This window comes from Massilia aurea (assembly GCF_040790145.1).
In the GTDB taxonomy this organism is placed as follows: Bacteria; Pseudomonadota; Gammaproteobacteria; order Burkholderiales; family Burkholderiaceae_D; genus Telluria; species Telluria aurea_C.
Genome location: NZ_JBFMMP010000013.1, coordinates 25,354 through 44,296 on the forward strand (window position 1 = coordinate 25,354; position 18,943 = coordinate 44,296).

Here is an 18,943-nt window from a genome sequence, read left to right on the forward strand (position 1 = left end):
GCAAGACGAATCGCCGGTTGTCGATACCTTCGCAAAATGCTATTGTACAAATGTAGTTTGCAACACCCCTCTGTCTTTCTCCGGTCCGCCCGCCTCTCCGGCGCCGAGCGCGGACCCACACCCGCTCCGTCAGTCCAACCCTGGTCTGCTGGCGGACGCATTGCTGTAAGGATTACCATGACTGTCATCGATACGCAACGCTGGCCCCGCCTGCTCGACCCATCCCGCCTCGTCCTCGCCACCGACCTCGACGGTACGCTGCTGGCCGGCACCCATGAAGCGCGGCGCCGCATCCGCGAGCTCTTTTCCGGCGCCCTGCCCGACGCCAAGCTGGTGTTCGTCACCGGCCGCGGCCTGGAAACCGTCATCCCGCTGCTGAGCGATCCGACCGTCCCGCGTCCCCACTACATCATCGCCGACGTCGGCGCGACCATCGTCGACGCCGACCTGCGTCCGGTCGAGCCGATCGCGCACGAGATCGCAGCGCGCTGGCCCGGCACCCATGAAGTGCTGCGCGCACTCAGCGGCTTTCCGGGCCTTAGGCGCCAGCTGGTGCCGCAGGAACGGCGCTGCTCGTTCTACGCAACCGAATCCGCGATCACGCCTGAGCTGCGCGCTGCCGTCGACGCGCTCGGCTGCGACCTGCTGTTCTCGGCCGGCCGCTACCTGGACGTACTGCCGCGCGGCGTTGGCAAGGGCGTCGCCGTGCGCCGCCTGGCAGAAGTGGCCGGCTTTGATCCGGCCCATATCCTGGTGGCGGGCGACACGCTCAATGACCTGTCGATGTTCGAAGCCGGCTTTCGCGGCGTGGTGGTCGGCGCGGCCGAACCGGCGCTGGTCGAAGCGGTGCGCAAGTCGCCGCGCGTGGTGGTGGCCGATGCCGCCGGCTGCGGGGGCATCCTCGAGGCCCTGGGCCGCCATGGCCTGCGCTTCGACGGCGACGACAGCCCGCCCGACACGCCAGTGTGCGGCGACGCCGAACTGGTGATGGTGTATCACCGCCTGCCGTACGACGAAGTGGTTGAAAATGGCGTGACCTACGCGCGCCGCCCCAAAAGCCCGAACGGCATCATGCCCACCCTGTTGAGCTTTTTCGCCAGCGGGCGCAAGGGCTCGTGGGTGGCCTGGTCGCAGCAGAACAGCCGCGCGCCAAACGGTTTCGTGCCGCACGTGGCGGTCGATCCCCAGCATTACCCGCACCTGAAGGCCGCCCGCATCGCCCTCACGCCCGACGACATCGACCAGTTCTACAAGAAGTTCTCGAAAGAGGCGTTCTGGCCGATCATCTTCTCGTTCCCCGATAAAGCCGTGTTCCACCAGGACCACTGGGAACGCTACCTCGAGATCAACCGTCTGTTCGCCGAGCAGACCGCGCGCGAAGCGGCGTACGGCGCCACCGCCTGGATCCACGACTACAACCTGTGGATGGTGCCGGCCTTCTTGCGTCCGCTGCGCCCCGACCTGAAGATCGCCTTCTTCCACCACACCGCCTTCCCGTCGAGCGACGTCTTCAACATCCTGCCATGGCGGCGCGACATCATCGGCAGCCTGCTGCAGTGCGATTACGTGGGCTTTCATATTCCGCGCTACGTCGAGAACTTCGTCGATGCTGCCCGCTCGTGCGCGCCGGTGCAGATCGTCGAAGGCGTCGACTGCGCGCCGCGCTTTCTCACGTTCGGCTGCGCGCTGGGGGTCGACCACATGACCACCGCGCTCGATGTGGCCGGGCGCCGGGTCGCGCTGGGCGCGCATCCGGTGGGCACCAACACGGCGCTGATCGGCGCGCTGGCAGACACCGCCGCCGTGCAGCAGCAGATCGCCGAAATCGACGCTTACCTTGACGGCAAGATCGGCATCGTCTCGATCGAGCGCCTCGATTACGTGAAAGGCTCGCTTGAAAAGCTGCAAGCCTACGAGCGCATGCTGGAACAGCACCCGGAATTGCTGGGCAAGGTCACGCTGCTGAACATCATCACGCCGGCCGCCAGCGGCATGGACATCTACGACAGCCTGCGCGAAGACCTGGACCGCATCGTCGGGCGCATCAACGGGCGCTTCTCCACCATGGACTGGGTGCCGGTGCGCTACTTCTACCGTTCGCTCCCATTCGAGCAAGTCGTGGCCCACTACGCCGCCTGTGACATCGCCTGGATCACGCCGCTGCGCGATGGCCTGAACCTGGTGGCCAAGGAATACATCGCCACCCGCCATGCGACGGGCCGGCCCGGCACGCTGGTGCTGTCCGAGTTTGCCGGCGCCGCCGTCGAACTGCACGGCGCGCTGCTGGTCAACCCGTACGACGCCAACGCGATGAGCGCCACGCTGTACCACGCGCTGACGATGGGCGCTGACGAAGTGGCCTACCGCGCCGGACGCATGGCGGCGATCGTGCTCGGTCACGACGTGACGCGCTGGGGCGACGACTTCCTGGCCGCGCTGGCGGACCTGCCGCCGCCGGGCAAGGTGCTGCCGGTCGAAGAACGCGCCGCCGCCTGACCCGAAAAAAGGATTGTTCATGGATTACCTCATCCTGAAAAACCCGGTGGCCGACTGGCTGGTCGCCCTGGTGGCCATGGCGGCGGTGGCCGCCGGCCTGGACGCGCTGAAATCGATCGTCGCGCGGCGTCTTGGCGTGCGGGCCGCGCGTACGACCACGCTATTGGACGACATCGCCGTGGCCACGCTGCGTTCAACCAAGCTGCTGGTGGTGGCCCTCGTGGGCCTGTACGTCGGCGTCAGCTTGCTGGTGCTGCCCGAAAAAGCCAGCCTGTTCATCAGCCGCCTCACGATCACGGCGCTGCTGGTGCAGGTCGCGATCTGGGGCGACAACGGCCTGCGCACCTGGCTGCTCGTCACGCGCGCGCAGCGCAGCGAAGACCCGGACCGCGTCACCTCGTCGGCCGCGATCACCTTTTTGATCCGCGTGGCGCTGTGGGCGATCGTGGCACTGATGGTGCTCGACAATCTGGGCGTGAACATCACCACGCTCGTGGCCAGCCTGGGTATCGGCGGTATCGCCATCGCGCTGGCTGTGCAGAGCATCCTGGGCGACCTGTTCGCGTCGCTCTCGATCGTGCTCGACAAGCCGTTCGTCGTGGGCGACTTCATCATCGTCGACAAGATGCTCGGCACGGTCGAGAAGATCGGCCTGAAGACCACGCGCGTGCGCAGCCTGGGCGGCGAGCAGATCGTGTTCTCGAATAACGACCTGCTGAAAAGCCGCATCCAGAACCTGCGCCGGATGGAATCGCGGCGCGTGGTGTTCGGCTTCGGCGTCTCGCACCGGACGCCGGAACCGGTATTGCGCGCGCTGCCGTCGATGCTGGAAGAGATCGTGCGCGCCCAGCCGCAGGTGCGCTTCGACCGCGCCCACCTGAGCGGCCTGGCCGCGCCGAGCTTCAACTACGAGATCGTGTACTACGTCGACAATACCGACTACACCATCTATATGGATGTGCAGCAGGAGATCTACCTGCGCATCCTGGCGCTGTTGCAGGCGCAGGGTGTGGCGCTGGCGCTGCCGATGCAGACCGTGCAGGTGGCGCGCGAGGCGCGGCCGCGTGCCGAAGCGCCGGCTGGCAACGATGCGGGACCGTCGCTCGAAAAGGCTGCCTGAGGCCCGGGAGCGTAGCACTGCGGCATGCGATGGGCGATCGGCCGGCTGTGACATCTGGTGGCCGCCAACGCCCGTAAGTACGTACATCCTCCTATGAAAACGGTTGAAATCCGCGCGCCGTGGCCCCATGTACAATTGATCAATAACCGCCTATATTGGCGAAACAATCCCCGAGGTTCGCCAGTCCACCGGCGGCCAGTCAACCCTCAACGGAACAAGGAGTTCGTATGGCAATCAGTCTGCAAAAAGGCGGCAACGTCAACCTGAGCAAGGAAGCACCGGGCCTCACCAAGGTCATCATCGGTCTGGGCTGGGATCCCCGCTCGACCGACGGTTCGGCCTTCGACCTGGACGGCAGCGCCTTCCTGCTCAAGACCGACGCCAAAGTGCGCGGCGATACCGACTTCATCTTCTATAACAACCTGAAATCCACCGATGGTTCGGTTGTCCACGCGGGCGACAACACCACCGGCCAGGGCGAAGGCGACGATGAGAAAGTCACGGTCGACCTGACCCGCGTGCCGGCCGACATCGACAAGATCTCGTTCTGCGTCACCATCCACGATGCCGAAGCGCGCCGCCAGAGCTTTGGCCAGGTCAGCAAGGCGTACATCCGCTGCCTGAACGCCGCCGGCGAAGCCGAGATCGCCCGCTACGACCTGTCCGAAGACAGCTCGACCGAAACCGCGATGATCTTCGGTGAACTGTACCGTCACGGCAGCGAATGGAAATTCCGCGCCGTCGGCCAGGGCTTCAAGGGCGGCCTTGGTCCATTGGCCCGCTCGTTCGGCGTCAACGTCTGAGCCGTTCGCATCGTCCTCCCCAGGGCCCGCCCCATGCGCGGGCCCTGTCTGCAACAACTTCAAGAAAGAGCGCATGCGCGTTTGGTACAACAGGACTTTTTCGTCCGTCAATGCTGCGATCAAGCTGATTCGCGAGGCCGACACCGACGGCCGTTTCACCATCATCCACAGCAACGCCAACCGCCATGCGCCCGCCGCGCGCCTGGCCCACGAATTCCATATCGAGCCGGTCGGCCTGAAAAGCGAGGCGTATATCGACTGGTGCCTGACCTTCTGCCGCGAGCAAAAGATCGACATCTTCGTGCCGGGCCGTGAAGCCACGCTGCTGGCGTCCGAGCTGGGCCGCTTTGCCGACATCGGCACGCGCGTGCTGTCAGCTGCGCCGCCGGCCGAACTCAAACGCATCCACGACAAGGCCGACTTCTACGCCCAGACCGTGCTGCCCGACGCGCCGGTGGCCGAGTTCCGCGTGTTTGAAAACATCGCCCAATTCGACGCCGCCTGGGCCGAGCTGCGTCCACGTCACGCGAAGCTGTGCGTGAAACCGTCGCATTCGATCTATGGCCTGGGCTTTGCCATCGTCGACGAAGTGCGCAGCAGCGCCGCGCTGCTGCTGGCCGGCGCCGAGTACCACGTCGGCTACGACGACCTGCGCCGCGGCCTGGCCGAACTCGGCGAGTTCCGCACCATGCTGCTGATGGAATTCCTCGAAGGCCCCGAATACAGCGTCGACTGCGTCGGCGACAACGGTCGCCTGGTGGCTGCCGTCGTGCGCCGCAAGCTGTCGCAAGCGGGCAGCGGCCAGCTGATCGACATGCGGCAGGACATCCTCGACGCCACCACGCGCCTGTGCGCCGACTACCGCCTCAATGGCGTCTTCAACGCCCAGTTCCGCGAAGGCGGCGGACGCCCGCGCCTGTTGGAAATCAATCCGCGCATGTCGGGCGGGATCGCCATGGCCTGCCTGGCCGGCCCCAACCTGCCGTACATCGCGCTGCGCTGCTTCGCCGACGGGTTCGAGAGCGTCACGGTGCCGCCGGTGGCCAACGGCATGCGCGTGGCCGAACTGAGCGTGGCGACGGAACTGGCATGACGGTATCCGCCTCACAGCGCATCGAACTGCCCACCGGGACGCTTGACCTGCGCATCGACAGCTGCGCAGCCGAGGTCGACGACCTGCTCGGCTTTGCTGCGCGCGCCAACGCCAAACGCGGCTTTCTTTTCTTGAGCAAGGTGCTGGGCAAGCACTGGCCGGCGTCGCCGCGCGCCATGCTGGCGGTGCACGAACGCCTGGCCGCGACCGTGCCGCCGGTCGATGGACCGGTGGTGTTCATCGCGATGGCAGAAACCGCCATTGGTCTGGGCCAGGGCGTGTTCGAAGCCTGGCTGTGCAATCATCCCGGTCAAAAAGCGCTGTTCCTCTACACCACGCGCTACCGCGTGGGCGACGGCCCGCTGATCGAATTCGCCGAAGCGCACAGCCACGCGCCGCGCCAGTTTCTGCACGAGCCGACCGATCCGGCGCTGCACGCGCTGTTCATGGCGGCGCGCACCGTCGTGATGGTCGACGATGAAGCCAGCACCGGCAACACGTTCGTCAACCTGGCTGCGGCCTGCCAGCGCCTGAACCCGGGCATCGAGCGCGTGCACCTGGCGACGATCACCAATTTCATGGGCCTGGCCGCCCCCGGCGCGCTCGATGCACGCTTCGGCCTGCCGGCCACCATCGGCGCGCTGGTCGACGGCGAATTTTCGTTCGCCCAAGGCCCACTGCCGCCGGACCAGGGCGCGGCCCAGCGCTTCGAGCATGACGCCGACCGCGGCGCCAGCAGCGCCTTCGGCCGCCTCGGTATCGATCATGTGTTGAAGGCCCCAAGCGCACTGGCCGCGCAACTAGCCGGCGAATTCGCGCCCGGCAGCCGCGTGCTGGTGCTGGGCACCGGCGAATTCATGCACGCCTCCACGCTGCTCGGCGCGGCCCTGCAAGAACGCGGCGTCGACGTGGTGGTGCAGTCGACCACCCGCTCGCCAATCCTGACCTGGGGCGCGGTAAGCCACGCGTTGACCTTCCCCGACAACTATGGCGAAGGCATCGCCAACTACCTGTACAACGTCGCGCCCGGCCAGTATGACCATGTCCTGCTGTGCTTTGAAACCGTCCCCGGCCCGGCGCTGTTCGCGCTGGCCGGGACCCTGCGCGCGCGCCTGTTCCACTTCCAGTGCGAGGACCACGTTGAAGAAGTTCCTGTTCGCTGACCTGGACGATACGCTGTTCCAGACCTTCGGCAAGTGCGGCGCGCACCGGGACACTCCCGATGCGCTGCAGCCTGCCGCGTATTACAAGGATGGCAGCATCTGTTCGTACACCACCCCGGCCCAGCGCTCGTTTCTCGCGCTGCTGCAGGACGGGATGACGATGATTCCGACCACCGCGCGCGACCTCGACGGCCTGCGCCGCGTGCACCTGCCGTTCGACAGCTACGCCGTCATCAACTACGGCGGCGTCGTGCTCGAACCGGGCGGCGCGCTCGACCAGCCCTGGCTCGACGGCATGCGCACGGCGATGCACGCCGCCCTGCCCGGCCTCGTGGAACTGGCCGCGCACATCGACGCCCATGGCGCGCGCACCGGCTATGCTGGCCGCGCGCGCATGATCGAGGATTTCGGCACGCCGTTCTTCCTGGTCGTGAAAGACCCGGACAAGCTGGCCGAGCGCCTCGCGCCACTTGAACGCGACGTCGTCCAGCCGTGGCTGGACGATGGCAACCGCGACTACTTCATCCACCGCAACGGCAACAATTTGGCGATCCTGCCCAAGGCGCTGAACAAGGCCAATGCGGTAGCCCACATCACCGCGCGCCTGAAGGCCGAATACGGCGAGATCGTCACGTTCGGCATGGGCGACAGCCGCTCGGATGCGCGCTTCATGGCCGCCTGCGACTACGCGATCATCCCGCGCGGCACGCAGCTGGCCGGCATTACCGTGGGGGCGCTGTGACGGGGCATACCCACTTTTCGGGCAGCTATCGCGCCGGTGAAGTCGACTTCTTGCTGCGCCGGCTGCCGCAGCAAGACTTCGTCGACGTCGCCGAAAAGGAAGCGCTGATCCAGAGCGGGCAGCGTCACTACAGCCAGATGCTCTCGCCCGAATCAGCGCCGTCAGAGCGCTACATGCGCTTGTTCGACGCCGCCTGCGCCGCAAACAACCCGCGCATGGCGCAGGACTGCCTGCGCCTGGCCGACCTGATCGCCGGGCGCCGCGAGGGCCAGGTCACGATCGTGTCGCTGGCGCGTGCCGGCACGCCGGTGGGCGTGGTCGTCACGCGCCTGCTGCGCGAACGGTTCGGGCGCGACGCCGTGCATTACTGCGTGTCGATCGTGCGCGACCGCGGCATCGACGCCGCCGCCCTGCGCCATATCCTGGCCCAGGGCCACGCGCCGGCATCGATCGTGTTTGTCGACGGCTGGACGGGCAAGGGCGTCATCGCGCGCGAGCTGGCCCGCTCGATCGACGTGTTCAACGTCCGTCATGGCACGGCGATCGACCCGGGCCTGTACGTGCTGTCCGACCTGGCCGGCGCCGCCGCCTGCGCCGCCTCGTGCGACGACTACCTGATCCCGTCGAGCATCCTGAATTCCACGGTATCGGGCCTGGTGAGCCGCACCGTCATGCTCGATGACATGGACGCGGATGACTTCCACGGCTGCGTCGTGTATGCGGCGTTTGCCGACATCGACCGCTCGCAGTCGTTTGCCGATGGCTTGACCGCACTGGCGCTGGCGGCCGATGTGCGCGACGCGCGGGCGATCGACGCGCACGCCGCGCGCGAACGCTCGCAAACCTATATCGCGGGCGCCATGCGGCGCTATGGCGTGGCCGACGTCAACCTGGTCAAGCCAGGCATTGGCGAAGCCACGCGCGTGCTGCTGCGGCGCGTGCCGCGCCTGCTGGTGCTGCGCAGCCTGGACGCACCGGATGTCGCGCACCTGGCCGTCCTGGCCGACGAAAAACAGGTGCCGGTCGAGATCGACCCGCACCTGCCCTATCACGCAGTATCCCTGATCAGGAGTGCAGCCGATGGCTAAATCACTGGGCGCGTCGTTGTACGTGCCGGCCAATCACAAGGATCTCGCCGAGATCGCCAATGGCGACTTGATTGCGCAGGCGCGTTCGCTGATCTTCTGCCTTGAAGACGCCATCGCCGACCGGGAACTGAGCTATTCGCTGTTCAACCTGTCGGTGGTGCTGGCCAATATGCGCGTGGACGTGGCGGCCGACCGCTTTGTCCGCGTGCGCAACACCGACGTGCTGGCGCGCGTGCTGGCCATGCCGGGCGTCGAGAAGCTGACCGGCTTCGTGCTGCCCAAGATCACGCGCCACAATTTCGACAGCTACTTCCGGCTGCTGCGCCACACCGAGCATGTGTTGATGCCGACGCTCGAAACAGCAGAAGCGTTCGACGACCACGAAATGCAGGGACTGCGCGCGGTGCTCGAAGCGCCCGGCGTGCGCCATCGCATCCTGGCGCTGCGCATCGGCGGCAACGATCTGCTGGCGCTCCTGGGCCTGCGCCGGCCGCGCGGCATGACGCTGTACCGCACGCCGCTGGGCCCCGTCATCTCGCGCCTGGTCACCACATTCCGGCCTTACGGCTTCATGCTGACCGCACCGGTATTCGAATACCTCGACCTGCCCGAACTGCTGGACCAGGAAGTGATCGAAGACCTTGCGCACGGCATGATCGGCAAGACCGCCATCCATCCCACCCAGATCGCGCCGATCGAGCAGCACTTCAAGGTGTCGCCGCAAGACCTGGCAGTAGCGCGCGCCATTCTCGACCAGTCGGCACCGGCCGTGTTTCGCATGAACGACGCCATGTGCGAAGTCGCCACCCATCGCGCCTGGGCCGAACGCACCGTCGAGCAATCGCGCCTGTTCGGTTTCCATGGCGCTGAGCTGGACCACAAACCATTCCTGGAAGGGGAACCCTCATGAACTCTCAGTTGACTACCTATTCTCGCGGCCAAAAAGGCAAGCTGGCCGATCTCGGCAGCGGCCACGTCTTCAACGTCGACATCGACATCGCCGCCAATGGCGCCTCGGTCGACGTCTCTTGCTTCGGCCTGGATGCGAACGACAAGCTCTCGGACGACCGCTACATGGTCTTTTACAACCAGCTGGCCAGCCCGGAAGGCGCGGTGCGCTTGAACCAGTCGCCAGGGCGCGCCAGTTTCGCCGTGAACCTCGACCAACTGCCGGCATCGATCGCCAAGCTGGTGTTCGTGGCCGCGATCGACGGCGCAGCCAGCATGCGCACGCTGGGCGCCAGTTCGCTCACGCTGGGCAGCGCGCTGCGCTTCCCGTGGTCGGGCGCCGACTTCGGCGACGAGAAAGCCGTGATCGTGGGCGAGCTGTATCGCCGCGACGGCCAGTGGCGCTTCGGCGCGGTCGGCCAGGGCTTCGCCGGCGGCCTGTCGACGCTGCTCGCGCACTTCGGCGGCGCGGAGGCGGGATCGTCGGCCAAGCCTGCTGCGCCAGTGTCCACGCCAGCCCCGACACCAGCACCGGCGCCGGCCGCGCCGCGTGTCTCGCTATCGAAGATCACGCTCGACAAGCGCGGCGACAAGGTCTCGCTCGACAAGCGCGCCGGCGGCGGCTATGGCCGTATCCACGTCAACCTGAACTGGAACCAGGCCGCCATCGCGCCGCCGCCTCCTGCCGCGCCGCCACCGGCCGCAGCAGCCAAGGGCGGCGGCTTCCTCGATCGTCTCACCAGCATGGCGGGCGACCTCGCGAACAAGGCGGGTGAAATGGCCAACAAGGCGCAGGCCTCGCGCAAGGGCCGCACCGGCATCGACCTCGATCTCGGCTGCATGTATGAACTGAGCGACGGCCGGCGCGGCCTGGTGCAGGCACTGGGCAACACGTTCGGCGACTACGAGCGCGATCCGTTCATCAAGCTCGACGCCGATGACCGCACGGGCGCCGCCGCCAATGGCGAGAACCTGTTCATCAACGGCGAGCGCTTCGACCAGATCAAGCGCGCCGTGATCTTTTCGTTCATCTACGAAGGTGCTGCCAACTGGGGCGTGACCAATGGCGTGGTGACGATCGCCGCGCCAGGCCAAGCGCCGGTGGAAGTCAAGCTCGATGGCGGCGACCGCCAGATCATGTGCGCGATCGCGCTCATTGAAAACCGCGGCGGCCAACTGGTGATCACCAAGCTGGCCGAGTACTTCCAGCAGCAAGGCACGACCAGCGCGCACGAGCTGATGGACCGCCACTTCGGGTTCGGCATGCGCTGGAAGACTGGCAGCAAATAAGCGAGGCGAAAGCCGGGGTCGCAAAAGCCGGTGTCAGGTCTGACATTCGGACACAGCCTCATCTTTGGTAACGGTTTTAGTCGACGGCTGCGCGATCTTCGCCAGCGAGCACTCACCCAATACGGTTGTGGGTGATGAATAGCCTAGCGCAGAGTTCGTGTCTGAATGTCAGACCTGACACCGGCTTTTCTCTCGCGTGCCCTGCCCGGCACGTCAGAGAGGCCGCAGACTTTTACGGCGCGGCGATCGCGCCTTTGCCGGGCGCTGGTGTCAGTTCGCGCCCGTAGCCGCTGGCGTTGAGGATGCCCACCGGATCGCGCAGCTCGATCAATTCATTCATGGCGGCGCGCTTGTCGGGTGCGCGGGCGACGTAGGCTTCGGCGATGCGCATGCCAATCCAGTACCCGGCCTCGATCGGCCATCCCTCGGGCGCGATGCCGTAATTGGCGAACCAGCGCTTGAAGCGCGGGCTGTCGTTATCGGCCAGCACCGCCTGGCGGTCCCGCTGGAATTCCTGCCATAGCCACGCTTCGCGCTCGCGGGCCCACTTGTCGCGGTCCAGGCTTGGCACCTCGCCCGTGACGATACTGGCGAGGTAGTCGGCGACGCCTTCAATCAACGCTTGGGTCAGCATGGGGTCCGCCTGCGCTTGTAGCGTCACATCGCGCTGCCAGGTGTGCACCGTTTCGTGGGCAAAGAAGCCGCGCATGGTGGTGCGGAACTGCTCGGGTGTTGCGCCCAGTGCGCACGTCACTTCCAGGCCGATCACCTGCGCCTCGGCGCTGGCGGTGCCGCCCGAATTGCCCGCGCCGAAGACGACCTTGATGGGTGGCAGCGGGCGCTCCGGCAGCAGGCCGGCAAAGGCCAGGTAGATCGCCCGCAGATCGCTGCGCAAGGCTGGCAACTGCGGCAGGCAGTCGCGTATCGCCTGTCGATACAGATCGGGTTTGGCCGCGACCACGCGCGCCAGACGATTGGCGTCGACGATACGTATCGGGGTAAAAATCCTCACGCCCATTCCCGCTCCGTCGAGGTATCCACGCTGCAGGTCGGCCGCCTTGGGCACCGCGCCTTCCTTCATGAGCTGCGCAAAGCGCAGCGCATCGGTCGCGTCGATATCGACGGTCAGCGGATCGACTGTGCCAGCAAACACGGTGCTGGTGCAGCACATCAACAGCGGTACTAGCCAACGCCCTATCGTCATTGTGCATCTCCTCGTGTGGTGGCTACCATTTGCAGCCGGTGTCGGTGATCGTATCGATGGCGAGCGGTATCAGCATGACGAGGTTCAGCGACGTGCCACCGGAATACTTGGTTTGGCAGTCCGGACGCTTCGCCTCGTTCACCGCCCGCGACAGCTTGTTGTCGTCCCGCGCGTGCATCTGTTCGGAAGTGCGCAAGCGTTCCAGCGCCGTCGGCACCCGCTCTTTTTCTACCTGTCTTGCTGCGCCGCGCAGCGATTCCATGTCCAGTTTTCCGGTCGCGGGCGGTGCAGCTTCGGTCAGCGCATCCGGTACGCTCGCCTGCGGCATGGCAAGAACAAGCACCGACTCTGGCGGCGCCTGCTGCACGTGCGGCGTCGTAGTACGACGTGGCCGCGTCGCTGGAACCACGCCGGATGGCGGCGCACTCCGTGCCTGTGGCGCGGGCTTCGTCGGCGCAGGAATGAGCGCAAGCATCATGTAGTCTGCCGGCGCGCTGTCCGTATCGATACGTGGGCTGGCGTAGTGCAGCAGCGCGAATACGAACAGGACGTGCGCCAGTGCGATCAGGGCGCCCGACCCGAGGCGGATTCCAGCACCGCGTGTCGGGTTCAGCACGACGCGCTGGCCGGCAGCCCGGATTGGCGCAAGCGTGCCGCCAGCAATTCTGGCCGGTCGAGATAGAGGAACACATATTTCGGCAGGTGAGTCGTCGTCTGATGAAACAGAATGTCGACCTGCGCATCCTCGTGCAGCACCATTACACAGTTGGGTTTGTCGAATGGCGTCACCACCAGCGTATCGGTGCGCGCCGCACCGTGACGATGGCGCCAGGCCGGCAACAGCATGTCTACCGACTCCACGCGCGCGATCGCTCCCAGCGGCAGCATGCCGTCGACCCGCGCGCCCACGCGCAGGTGCAGGGCGTCCAGCGTCATCACATGCCGCCCTTCCCCGATATGCCAGCGGTCGCCCAATACCCAGGCCAGCGTGTAGACCAGGGCGACGGCGCCGAGCACGTGGATCAGGACCAGCGCGTCGGCATCCTTGATGAACAGGTGAAGCAGCAGCGCATGCGTTGGCAGCTCGAGCAGCAGCGCGACGAACACCACGGCGCGCGCCGTGCCGTAGGCGCCACGTTGGAGGTACGTCAGTGCGACGCCAGCGGGCAGCGCGACAGGTGCCGAACGGCCCTGCAAACGGTGCAAGAAGCCAAGCCACAGCAGGCGATCGAGCTTGAGCAATCCGATCATCTCGGGCGGCAGCAGCGCCGTCACCCGCGCATGCCACGCCGCCCCGGTCAACTGCGCGCGGCGCAGACGTTTCCAGGCGTCGGGTGCGTGGGCGATGTCCTTCGCGATCAGCAGAAGCAACGGCAGCGCGAGCCCCGCATCATGCAGCAGCGGCCTGGCGGCGGCGGGCGCGAGCATCTTTGCGAACGCGGTCAGTGACAGCGCGGCAAACGCCCAACCGGCGAGATCACGCCAGGACATGGCGCGCAAGGTAGAGGCGAAATGAAGGGAGGGCATGTTATGGGCAATCAGACAAGCAAACCCGTCGATTACATCACGCCCTGCCAGCCTGAACAACGTTTCGTTGCCGTCACGATGCAGATGATGCCTCGGGCATGCATCGTGTATGCATCATTCAGGCGCCCACAATGACAAAAGCCAGGTTGCCCGCAATGCGGTCAACCTGGCTTATGCAGCATCGGCGGAATAAACCGCCAACACTTCGATTCAATTACTGCAGTTTGATTTCGACATCGACGCCAGCTGGCAGGTCGAGTTTCATCAGTGCGTCAACGGTCTTGTCGGTTGGGTCCACGATGTCCATCAGACGCTGGTGCGTACGGATTTCGAACTGGTCGCGCGAGGTCTTGTTCACGTGTGGCGAACGCAGCACGTCGAAACGCTGGATACGGGTTGGCAGTGGGACTGGGCCTTTGACGACGGCGCCGGTGCGCTTCGCGGTCTCGACGATTTCCAGGGCCGACTGGTCGATCAGCTTGTAGTCGAATGCTTTCAGGCGAATACGGATTTTCTGGTTAGCGGACATGCTATTTCCTTTAAAAGAACGTTCCGGCTTGGTGCCGGCAATGTGGTCGAGATACTTCGTTACTGCACAAGAGGCGGGAGTATAGCATCGTTCCCACCCAAACAGATGGGGACAGACCGAAAAGTCTGTCCCCATCGTTGTGTCAATCAGACTCTCCCAAAAGAGAGCCGATCCACCATCTTGCCCTGATTAGTTAGGCAGGATTTTTGCAACAACGCCGGCGCCGACGGTACGGCCACCTTCGCGGATTGCGAAGCGCAGACCTTCTTCCATCGCGATCGGGTTGATCAGCTTGACGGTGATCGACACGTTATCGCCTGGCATGACCATTTCTTTGTCTGCTGGCAGCTCGATCGAACCGGTCACGTCAGTCGTACGGAAGTAGAACTGTGGACGATAGTTGTTGAAGAACGGCGTGTGACGGCCGCCTTCATCTTTCGACAGAACGTAGATCTCGCCGGTGAAGTGGTTGTGCGGCTTGATCGAACCTGGCTTAGCCAGGACTTGACCACGCTGGACATCTTCACGCTTGGTGCCGCGCAGCAGCAGGCCGACGTTGTCGCCAGCTTGACCCTGGTCCAGCAGCTTGCGGAACATTTCCACGCCGGTGCAAGTGGTCTTGACGGTGTCGATGATGCCGACGATTTCGATTTCTTCGCCGACTTTGACAACGCCGCGCTCGACACGACCGGTCACAACGGTACCGCGACCCGAGATCGAGAACACGTCTTCCACTGGCATCAGGAAGGCGCCGTCAACAGCGCGCTCTGGCGTTGGGATGTAGGTATCGAGGGCTTCGGCCAGACGGGTGATGCACTCTTCGCCCATTTCGCCTGGTTTGCCTTCGAGGGCCATACGTGCCGAACCCTTGATGATTGGGACGTCGTCGCCTGGGAACTCGTACTTCGACAGAAGCTCGCGCACTTCCATTTCGACCAGTTCCAGCAGTTCTGCGTCGTCGACCAGGTCGCACTTGTTCAGGAACACGATGATGTATGGAACGCCAACTTGACGGGCCAGCAGGATGTGCTCGCGGGTCTGTGGCATTGGGCCGTCAGCGGCCGAGCACACCAGGATCGCGCCGTCCATCTGCGCAGCACCGGTAATCATGTTCTTGATGTAGTCGGCGTGGCCTGGGCAGTCAACGTGAGCGTAGTGACGGTTTTCGGTCTCGTACTCGACGTGCGCGGTGTTGATGGTGATGCCGCGTGCTTTTTCTTCCGGTGCTGCATCGATCTGGTCGTAGGCTTTCGCTTCGCCGCCGAATTTCTTCGACAGGACGGTTGCGATTGCAGCGGTCAGGGTGGTTTTACCGTGGTCAACGTGACCGATGGTGCCGACGTTGACGTGCGGCTTGGTCCGTTCGAATTTACCTTTTGCCATTTCCAGATTCCTTTAAGAGAAACGATATATTTTGTTTGACCGGGAGACAGGACGTCCCGTCTCCCGTGTAGTGCTAATTACTTCGACTTGGCAGTGACGATAGCGTCAATCACGTGCTTAGGCGCTTCCGAATAGTGCTTGAATTCCATCGTGTAGGTCGCACGGCCCTGGGTCGCCGAACGCAGCGAGGTCGAGTAACCAAACATTTCCGACAGTGGCACTTCGGCTTTGATGATCTTGCCGCCGCCGCCTGGAATTTCGTCCATGCCCTGAACCATACCGCGACGCGACGACAGATCGCCCATCACCGAACCAGCGTAGTCTTCCGGCGTTTCGACTTCCACGGCCATCATCGGCTCGAGGATGACCGGGCTGGCCTTGCGGCAGCCGTCTTTGAACGCCATCGAACCGGCCATGCGGAATGCATTTTCGTTCGAGTCGACATCGTGGTACGAACCGAAGGTGACGGTGACCTTGACGTCAACGACCGGGTAACCAGCCAGCACGCCCGAGGTCAGGGTTTCGCGCACACCTTTTTCGACTGCAGGGATGTATTCGCGAGGAATGACACCGCCCTTGATCGCGTCGACGAACTCGAAGCCTTTGCCCGGCTCTTGCGGCTCGATCGACAGGACTGCGTGACCGTACTGACCACGACCGCCCGACTGCTTGACGAACTTGCCTTCGACGTCGGTGACTGCCTTGCGGATCGTTTCGCGGTATGCAACCTGTGGCTTGCCGACGGTTGCTTCCACGTTGAATTCACGCTTCATGCGGTCAACGATAATTTCCAGGTGCAGCTCGCCCATACCACCGATGATGGTCTGGCCCGATTCTTCATCGGTACGCACGCGGAACGACGGATCTTCTTGTGCCAGGCGGTTCAGTGCCAGGCCCATTTTTTCCTGGTCGGCCTTGGTTTTTGGCTCGACTGCCTGCTGGATGACTGGCTCAGGGAAGACCATTTTTTCCAGCGTGATGATCGACGATGGATCGCACAGGGTTTCGCCCGTGGTTGCATCTTTCAGGCCGACCGCAGCGGCGATGTCGCCGGCGTGGACTTCCTTGATCTCTTCGCGCTGGTTCGCGTGCATCTGCAGAATACGACCAAGACGTTCTTTCTTGTTCTTGATCGGATTGTAGACGGTGTCGCCCGACTTGATCGTGCCCGAGTAGACGCGGAAGAAGATCAGCTGACCAACGAACGGGTCGGTCATGATCTTGAATGCCAGCGCCGAGAACTTCTCGTCGTCTTCTGCCTTGCGGGTGACCGGCTGGTCATCCTCATCGGTACCCGTGACTGGCGGGATGTCGATTGGCGATGGCAGGTATTCGATCACGCCGTCGAGCATGGCTTGCACGCCCTTGTTCTTGAACGCGGTGCCGCACATCATCGGGACGATTTCCGATGCGATGGTACGCTGACGCAGAGCGGCCTTGATCTCTTCTTCCGAGAGGTCGCCTTCTTCCAGGTACTTGTTCATCAGCTCTTCGGTCGCTTCAGCAGCGGTCTCGACCAGCTTTTCACGCCATTCGTTGGCTTCGTCTTGCAGCTCGGCAGGGATGTCGCGGTAGTCGAACTTCATGCCTTGCGACGCGTCGTCCCAGTACACGGCCTTCATCTTGACCAGATCGACCACGCCCAGGAAGTTCTCTTCGGCGCCGATCGGGATCTGCAGCGGAATCGGGTTCGCCTTCAGGCGAGCGCGCATCTGCTCGTAGACCTTGAAGAAGTTCGCACCGGTGCGGTCCATCTTGTTGACGAAGGCCAGACGCGGCACTTTGTACTTGTTAGCCTGACGCCACACGGTTTCCGACTGTGGCTGCACGCCGCCGACTGCGCAGTAAACCATGCAGGCGCCGTCGAGCACGCGCATCGAGCGTTCGACTTCAATCGTGAAGTCGACGTGGCCCGGCGTGTCGATGATGTTGATGTGGTGTGGCGCGAAGTTGTTGGCCATACCGCTCCAGAAGCAGGTCGTCGCTGCCGAAGTAATGGTAATGCCGCGCTCTTGCTCTTGCTCCATCCAGTCCATCGTCGCTGCGCCATCGTGCACTTCGCCGATTTTGTGGTTGACGCCCGTGTAGAACAGGACGCGTTCGGTGGTGGTGGTTTTACCAGCATCGATGTGAGCCGAAATACCGATGTTGCGGTAGCGCTCGATGGGGGTCTTGCGTGCCATAATTTTTCCTAAATCTTTGAATGGACAAAACCGAGCATCATCTTGATGATCAAAATGAGCCCGGCCTGAACAACAGATACTACGGGGACTGGTAGCACAAGGAAATATTCCTTGGCCTTCGTCCTCTTGCTTAGAAGCGGAAGTGCGAGAACGCCTTGTTCGCTTCTGCCATGCGGTGCACTTCGTCACGACGCTTCATTGCGCCGCCGCGGCCTTCAGCCGCTTCCAGCAGTTCACCACCCAGACGTTGCGGCATGGATTTTTCGCTGCGCTTGTTTGCGGCTTCGCGCAACCAACGCATGGACAGCGCCATACGACGAACCGGACGAACTTCCACTGGCACCTGGTAGTTGGCGCCACCGACACGGCGGGACTTGACTTCCACCAGCGGCTTAGCGTTGTTGATCGCGGTCGTGAACACTTCCAGCGGGTCTTTGCCCGACTTGGATTGAATGTGTTCGAATGCACCGTAGATGATGTTTTCTGCGACCGACTTTTTGCCGGACAGCATCAGAACGTTGACGAATTTGGCGACATCCGTGTTGCCGAATTTTGGATCCGGCAGGATTTCGCGCTTGGGTACTTCACGACGACGTGGCATTTCGATTCCTTCATGTCTTCAGTTGAGTGCGGGATCCGCACTCGCGAAAGGCCCTCTTGACCCTTCACTTACTCGGCCTTGCGGCCGGCTCAACTTATCTAATTAATATGACGTGTCAGTGACACGGCAAAGAAGAATTACTTCTTCGCAGCCTTGGCACGCTTCGCGCCGTACTTCGAGCGAGCTTGCTTACGGTCTTTGACGCCCTGGGTATCCAGTGCACCGCGAACCATGTGGTAACGCACACCCGGCAAGTCTTTCACACGGCCGCCGCGCAGCAGCACGACACTGTGTTCTTGCAGGTTGTGGCCTTCACCACCGATGTACGAAATGACTTCGAAACCGTTGGTCAGACGCACTTTGGCGACTTTACGCAGCGCCGAGTTTGGCTTCTTAGGCGTGGTGGTGTACACACGGGTGCACACGCCGCGCTTTTGCGGGCAGTTTTCCAGTGCCGGCGACTTGCTCTTCACAACCGCAGCTTCACGCGGTTTGCGAATCAGTTGATTGATGGTTGGCATCGTTCCTAATCCAACAAAGTACTACTTATTAATGACCCGAACCGGCAGTGTGCTGATCCGGGGACTAAAACCTAGTCCCGAAGAGACTGACAGCGGAGGCGACGAAAGCCACTCGGCAAATGGAGCGGCTGCGAATGCGTATACGATGTGCAGGATAAATCGAGAACCTGCGAGTATAGGCGCATTGTGATGATGGGTCAACCAGTTTGCTGATTTTGCAGGCAGTACCGCGCTGTCTTGACGTAAACCATG

Annotated in this window: 17 protein-coding genes; 9 read left to right on the forward strand and 8 right to left on the reverse strand. The window is 63.5% G+C overall.

Going from position 1 to position 18,943, the window contains the following annotated elements:
• Window positions 1-177: 177 nt before the first annotated feature.
• The 9 genes from ggpS to AB2N08_RS17060 all read left to right on the forward strand — a co-directional run bounded on the left by ggpS (window position 178) and on the right by AB2N08_RS17060 (window position 10,743).
• Window positions 178-2,496 carry a glucosylglycerol-phosphate synthase gene (gene ggpS, locus AB2N08_RS17020; protein WP_367612049.1) on the forward strand — a complete coding sequence of 773 codons (2,319 nt, stop codon included), beginning with the start codon at window positions 178-180 and terminating at the stop codon, window positions 2,494-2,496.
• A 19-nt stretch (window positions 2,497-2,515) separates the two neighbouring features.
• Window positions 2,516-3,616 (forward strand): mechanosensitive ion channel family protein, encoded by a 1,101-nt coding sequence (locus AB2N08_RS17025; RefSeq protein ID WP_367612051.1) that lies wholly within the window; start codon window positions 2,516-2,518, stop codon window positions 3,614-3,616.
• A gap of 227 nt (window positions 3,617-3,843) precedes the next feature.
• Window positions 3,844-4,419 (forward strand): TerD family protein, encoded by a 576-nt coding sequence (locus AB2N08_RS17030; protein ID WP_367612053.1) that lies wholly within the window; start codon window positions 3,844-3,846, stop codon window positions 4,417-4,419.
• A gap of 73 nt (window positions 4,420-4,492) precedes the next feature.
• Window positions 4,493-5,512 carry an ATP-grasp domain-containing protein gene (locus tag AB2N08_RS17035; RefSeq protein WP_367612055.1) on the forward strand — a complete coding sequence of 340 codons (1,020 nt, stop codon included), beginning with the start codon at window positions 4,493-4,495 and terminating at the stop codon, window positions 5,510-5,512.
• Window positions 5,509-6,675: a phosphoribosyltransferase domain-containing protein gene (locus AB2N08_RS17040; protein ID WP_367612056.1), complete on the forward strand. Its 1,167-nt coding sequence runs from the start codon at window positions 5,509-5,511 to the stop codon at window positions 6,673-6,675. Before AB2N08_RS17035 ends, AB2N08_RS17040 begins: the two co-directional genes overlap by 4 nt.
• Window positions 6,653-7,417 (forward strand): hypothetical protein, encoded by a 765-nt coding sequence (locus tag AB2N08_RS17045; protein WP_367612058.1) that lies wholly within the window; start codon window positions 6,653-6,655, stop codon window positions 7,415-7,417. The genes AB2N08_RS17040 and AB2N08_RS17045 overlap by 23 nt, the downstream gene beginning before the upstream one ends.
• On the forward strand, window positions 7,414-8,505 hold the full coding sequence (locus AB2N08_RS17050) for a cysteine protease StiP family protein (protein WP_367612060.1): 1,092 nt from the start codon (window positions 7,414-7,416) through the stop codon (window positions 8,503-8,505). Before AB2N08_RS17045 ends, AB2N08_RS17050 begins: the two co-directional genes overlap by 4 nt.
• Window positions 8,498-9,415 carry an HpcH/HpaI aldolase/citrate lyase family protein gene (locus AB2N08_RS17055; protein ID WP_367612062.1) on the forward strand — a complete coding sequence of 306 codons (918 nt, stop codon included), beginning with the start codon at window positions 8,498-8,500 and terminating at the stop codon, window positions 9,413-9,415. Before AB2N08_RS17050 ends, AB2N08_RS17055 begins: the two co-directional genes overlap by 8 nt.
• A complete protein-coding gene (locus AB2N08_RS17060; protein ID WP_367612064.1) occupies window positions 9,412-10,743 on the forward strand; it encodes a TerD family protein in 1,332 nt (443 codons plus the stop codon). The genes AB2N08_RS17055 and AB2N08_RS17060 overlap by 4 nt, the downstream gene beginning before the upstream one ends.
• A 232-nt stretch (window positions 10,744-10,975) precedes the next feature.
• Here the strand turns inward: AB2N08_RS17060 and AB2N08_RS17065 are convergent, their stop codons facing one another.
• The 8 genes from AB2N08_RS17065 to rpsL all read right to left on the reverse strand — a co-directional run bounded on the left by AB2N08_RS17065 (window position 10,976) and on the right by rpsL (window position 18,691).
• Window positions 10,976-11,947 (reverse strand): gliding motility protein GldB-related protein, encoded by a 972-nt coding sequence (locus tag AB2N08_RS17065; RefSeq protein WP_367612066.1) that lies wholly within the window; start codon window positions 11,945-11,947, stop codon window positions 10,976-10,978.
• Window positions 11,948-11,969: 22 nt separating this feature from the next.
• Window positions 11,970-12,563 carry a hypothetical protein gene (locus tag AB2N08_RS17070; RefSeq protein ID WP_367612068.1) on the reverse strand — a complete coding sequence of 198 codons (594 nt, stop codon included), beginning with the start codon at window positions 12,561-12,563 and terminating at the stop codon, window positions 11,970-11,972.
• A complete protein-coding gene (locus tag AB2N08_RS17075) occupies window positions 12,557-13,438 on the reverse strand; it encodes a hypothetical protein (protein ID WP_367612070.1) in 882 nt (293 codons plus the stop codon). Before AB2N08_RS17075 ends, AB2N08_RS17070 begins: the two co-directional genes overlap by 7 nt.
• A gap of 250 nt (window positions 13,439-13,688) precedes the next feature.
• Window positions 13,689-14,003: a 30S ribosomal protein S10 gene (gene rpsJ / locus AB2N08_RS17080; RefSeq protein ID WP_183554295.1), complete on the reverse strand. Its 315-nt coding sequence runs from the start codon at window positions 14,001-14,003 to the stop codon at window positions 13,689-13,691.
• A 189-nt stretch (window positions 14,004-14,192) separates the two neighbouring features.
• The gene (gene tuf / locus AB2N08_RS17085) at window positions 14,193-15,386 is read right to left on the reverse strand and encodes an elongation factor Tu (protein WP_183554297.1); all 1,194 of its coding nucleotides are present in this window, start codon (window positions 15,384-15,386) and stop codon (window positions 14,193-14,195) included.
• A gap of 77 nt (window positions 15,387-15,463) precedes the next feature.
• Entirely contained in the window at window positions 15,464-17,569 is a 2,106-nt protein-coding gene (fusA, locus tag AB2N08_RS17090) for an elongation factor G (protein WP_367612073.1), read from the reverse strand.
• 130 nt (window positions 17,570-17,699) lie between these two features.
• The gene (gene rpsG, locus AB2N08_RS17095) at window positions 17,700-18,170 is read right to left on the reverse strand and encodes a 30S ribosomal protein S7 (RefSeq protein ID WP_137172371.1); all 471 of its coding nucleotides are present in this window, start codon (window positions 18,168-18,170) and stop codon (window positions 17,700-17,702) included.
• A gap of 137 nt (window positions 18,171-18,307) precedes the next feature.
• Window positions 18,308-18,691, reverse strand: coding sequence for a 30S ribosomal protein S12 (gene rpsL / locus AB2N08_RS17100; protein ID WP_005663517.1), 384 nt, complete (start codon window positions 18,689-18,691; stop codon window positions 18,308-18,310).
• Window positions 18,692-18,943: the final 252 nt, after the last annotated feature.

What these genes read in the sequence shown, in the direction of transcription:
- rpsJ (WP_183554295.1), bottom strand. Translation starts at nt 14,003, where the DNA reads ATGTCCGCTAACCAGAAAATCCGTATTCGCCTGAAAGCATTCGACTAC.
- tuf (WP_183554297.1), bottom strand. Translation starts at nt 15,386, where the DNA reads ATGGCAAAAGGTAAATTCGAACGGACCAAGCCGCACGTCAACGTCGGC.
- fusA (WP_367612073.1), bottom strand. Translation starts at nt 17,569, where the DNA reads ATGGCACGCAAGACCCCCATCGAGCGCTACCGCAACATCGGTATTTCG.
- AB2N08_RS17075 (WP_367612070.1), bottom strand. Translation starts at nt 13,438, where the DNA reads ATGTCCTGGCGTGATCTCGCCGGTTGGGCGTTTGCCGCGCTGTCACTG.
- AB2N08_RS17025 (WP_367612051.1), top strand. Translation starts at nt 2,516, where the DNA reads ATGGATTACCTCATCCTGAAAAACCCGGTGGCCGACTGGCTGGTCGCC.
- AB2N08_RS17030 (WP_367612053.1), top strand. Translation starts at nt 3,844, where the DNA reads ATGGCAATCAGTCTGCAAAAAGGCGGCAACGTCAACCTGAGCAAGGAA.
- AB2N08_RS17055 (WP_367612062.1), top strand. Translation starts at nt 8,498, where the DNA reads ATGGCTAAATCACTGGGCGCGTCGTTGTACGTGCCGGCCAATCACAAG.
- rpsG (WP_137172371.1), bottom strand. Translation starts at nt 18,170, where the DNA reads ATGCCACGTCGTCGTGAAGTACCCAAGCGCGAAATCCTGCCGGATCCA.
- AB2N08_RS17060 (WP_367612064.1), top strand. Translation starts at nt 9,412, where the DNA reads ATGAACTCTCAGTTGACTACCTATTCTCGCGGCCAAAAAGGCAAGCTG.
- AB2N08_RS17040 (WP_367612056.1), top strand. Translation starts at nt 5,509, where the DNA reads ATGACGGTATCCGCCTCACAGCGCATCGAACTGCCCACCGGGACGCTT.
- rpsL (WP_005663517.1), bottom strand. Translation starts at nt 18,691, where the DNA reads ATGCCAACCATCAATCAACTGATTCGCAAACCGCGTGAAGCTGCGGTT.
- ggpS (WP_367612049.1), top strand. Translation starts at nt 178, where the DNA reads ATGACTGTCATCGATACGCAACGCTGGCCCCGCCTGCTCGACCCATCC.
- AB2N08_RS17035 (WP_367612055.1), top strand. Translation starts at nt 4,493, where the DNA reads ATGCGCGTTTGGTACAACAGGACTTTTTCGTCCGTCAATGCTGCGATC.
- AB2N08_RS17065 (WP_367612066.1), bottom strand. Translation starts at nt 11,947, where the DNA reads ATGACGATAGGGCGTTGGCTAGTACCGCTGTTGATGTGCTGCACCAGC.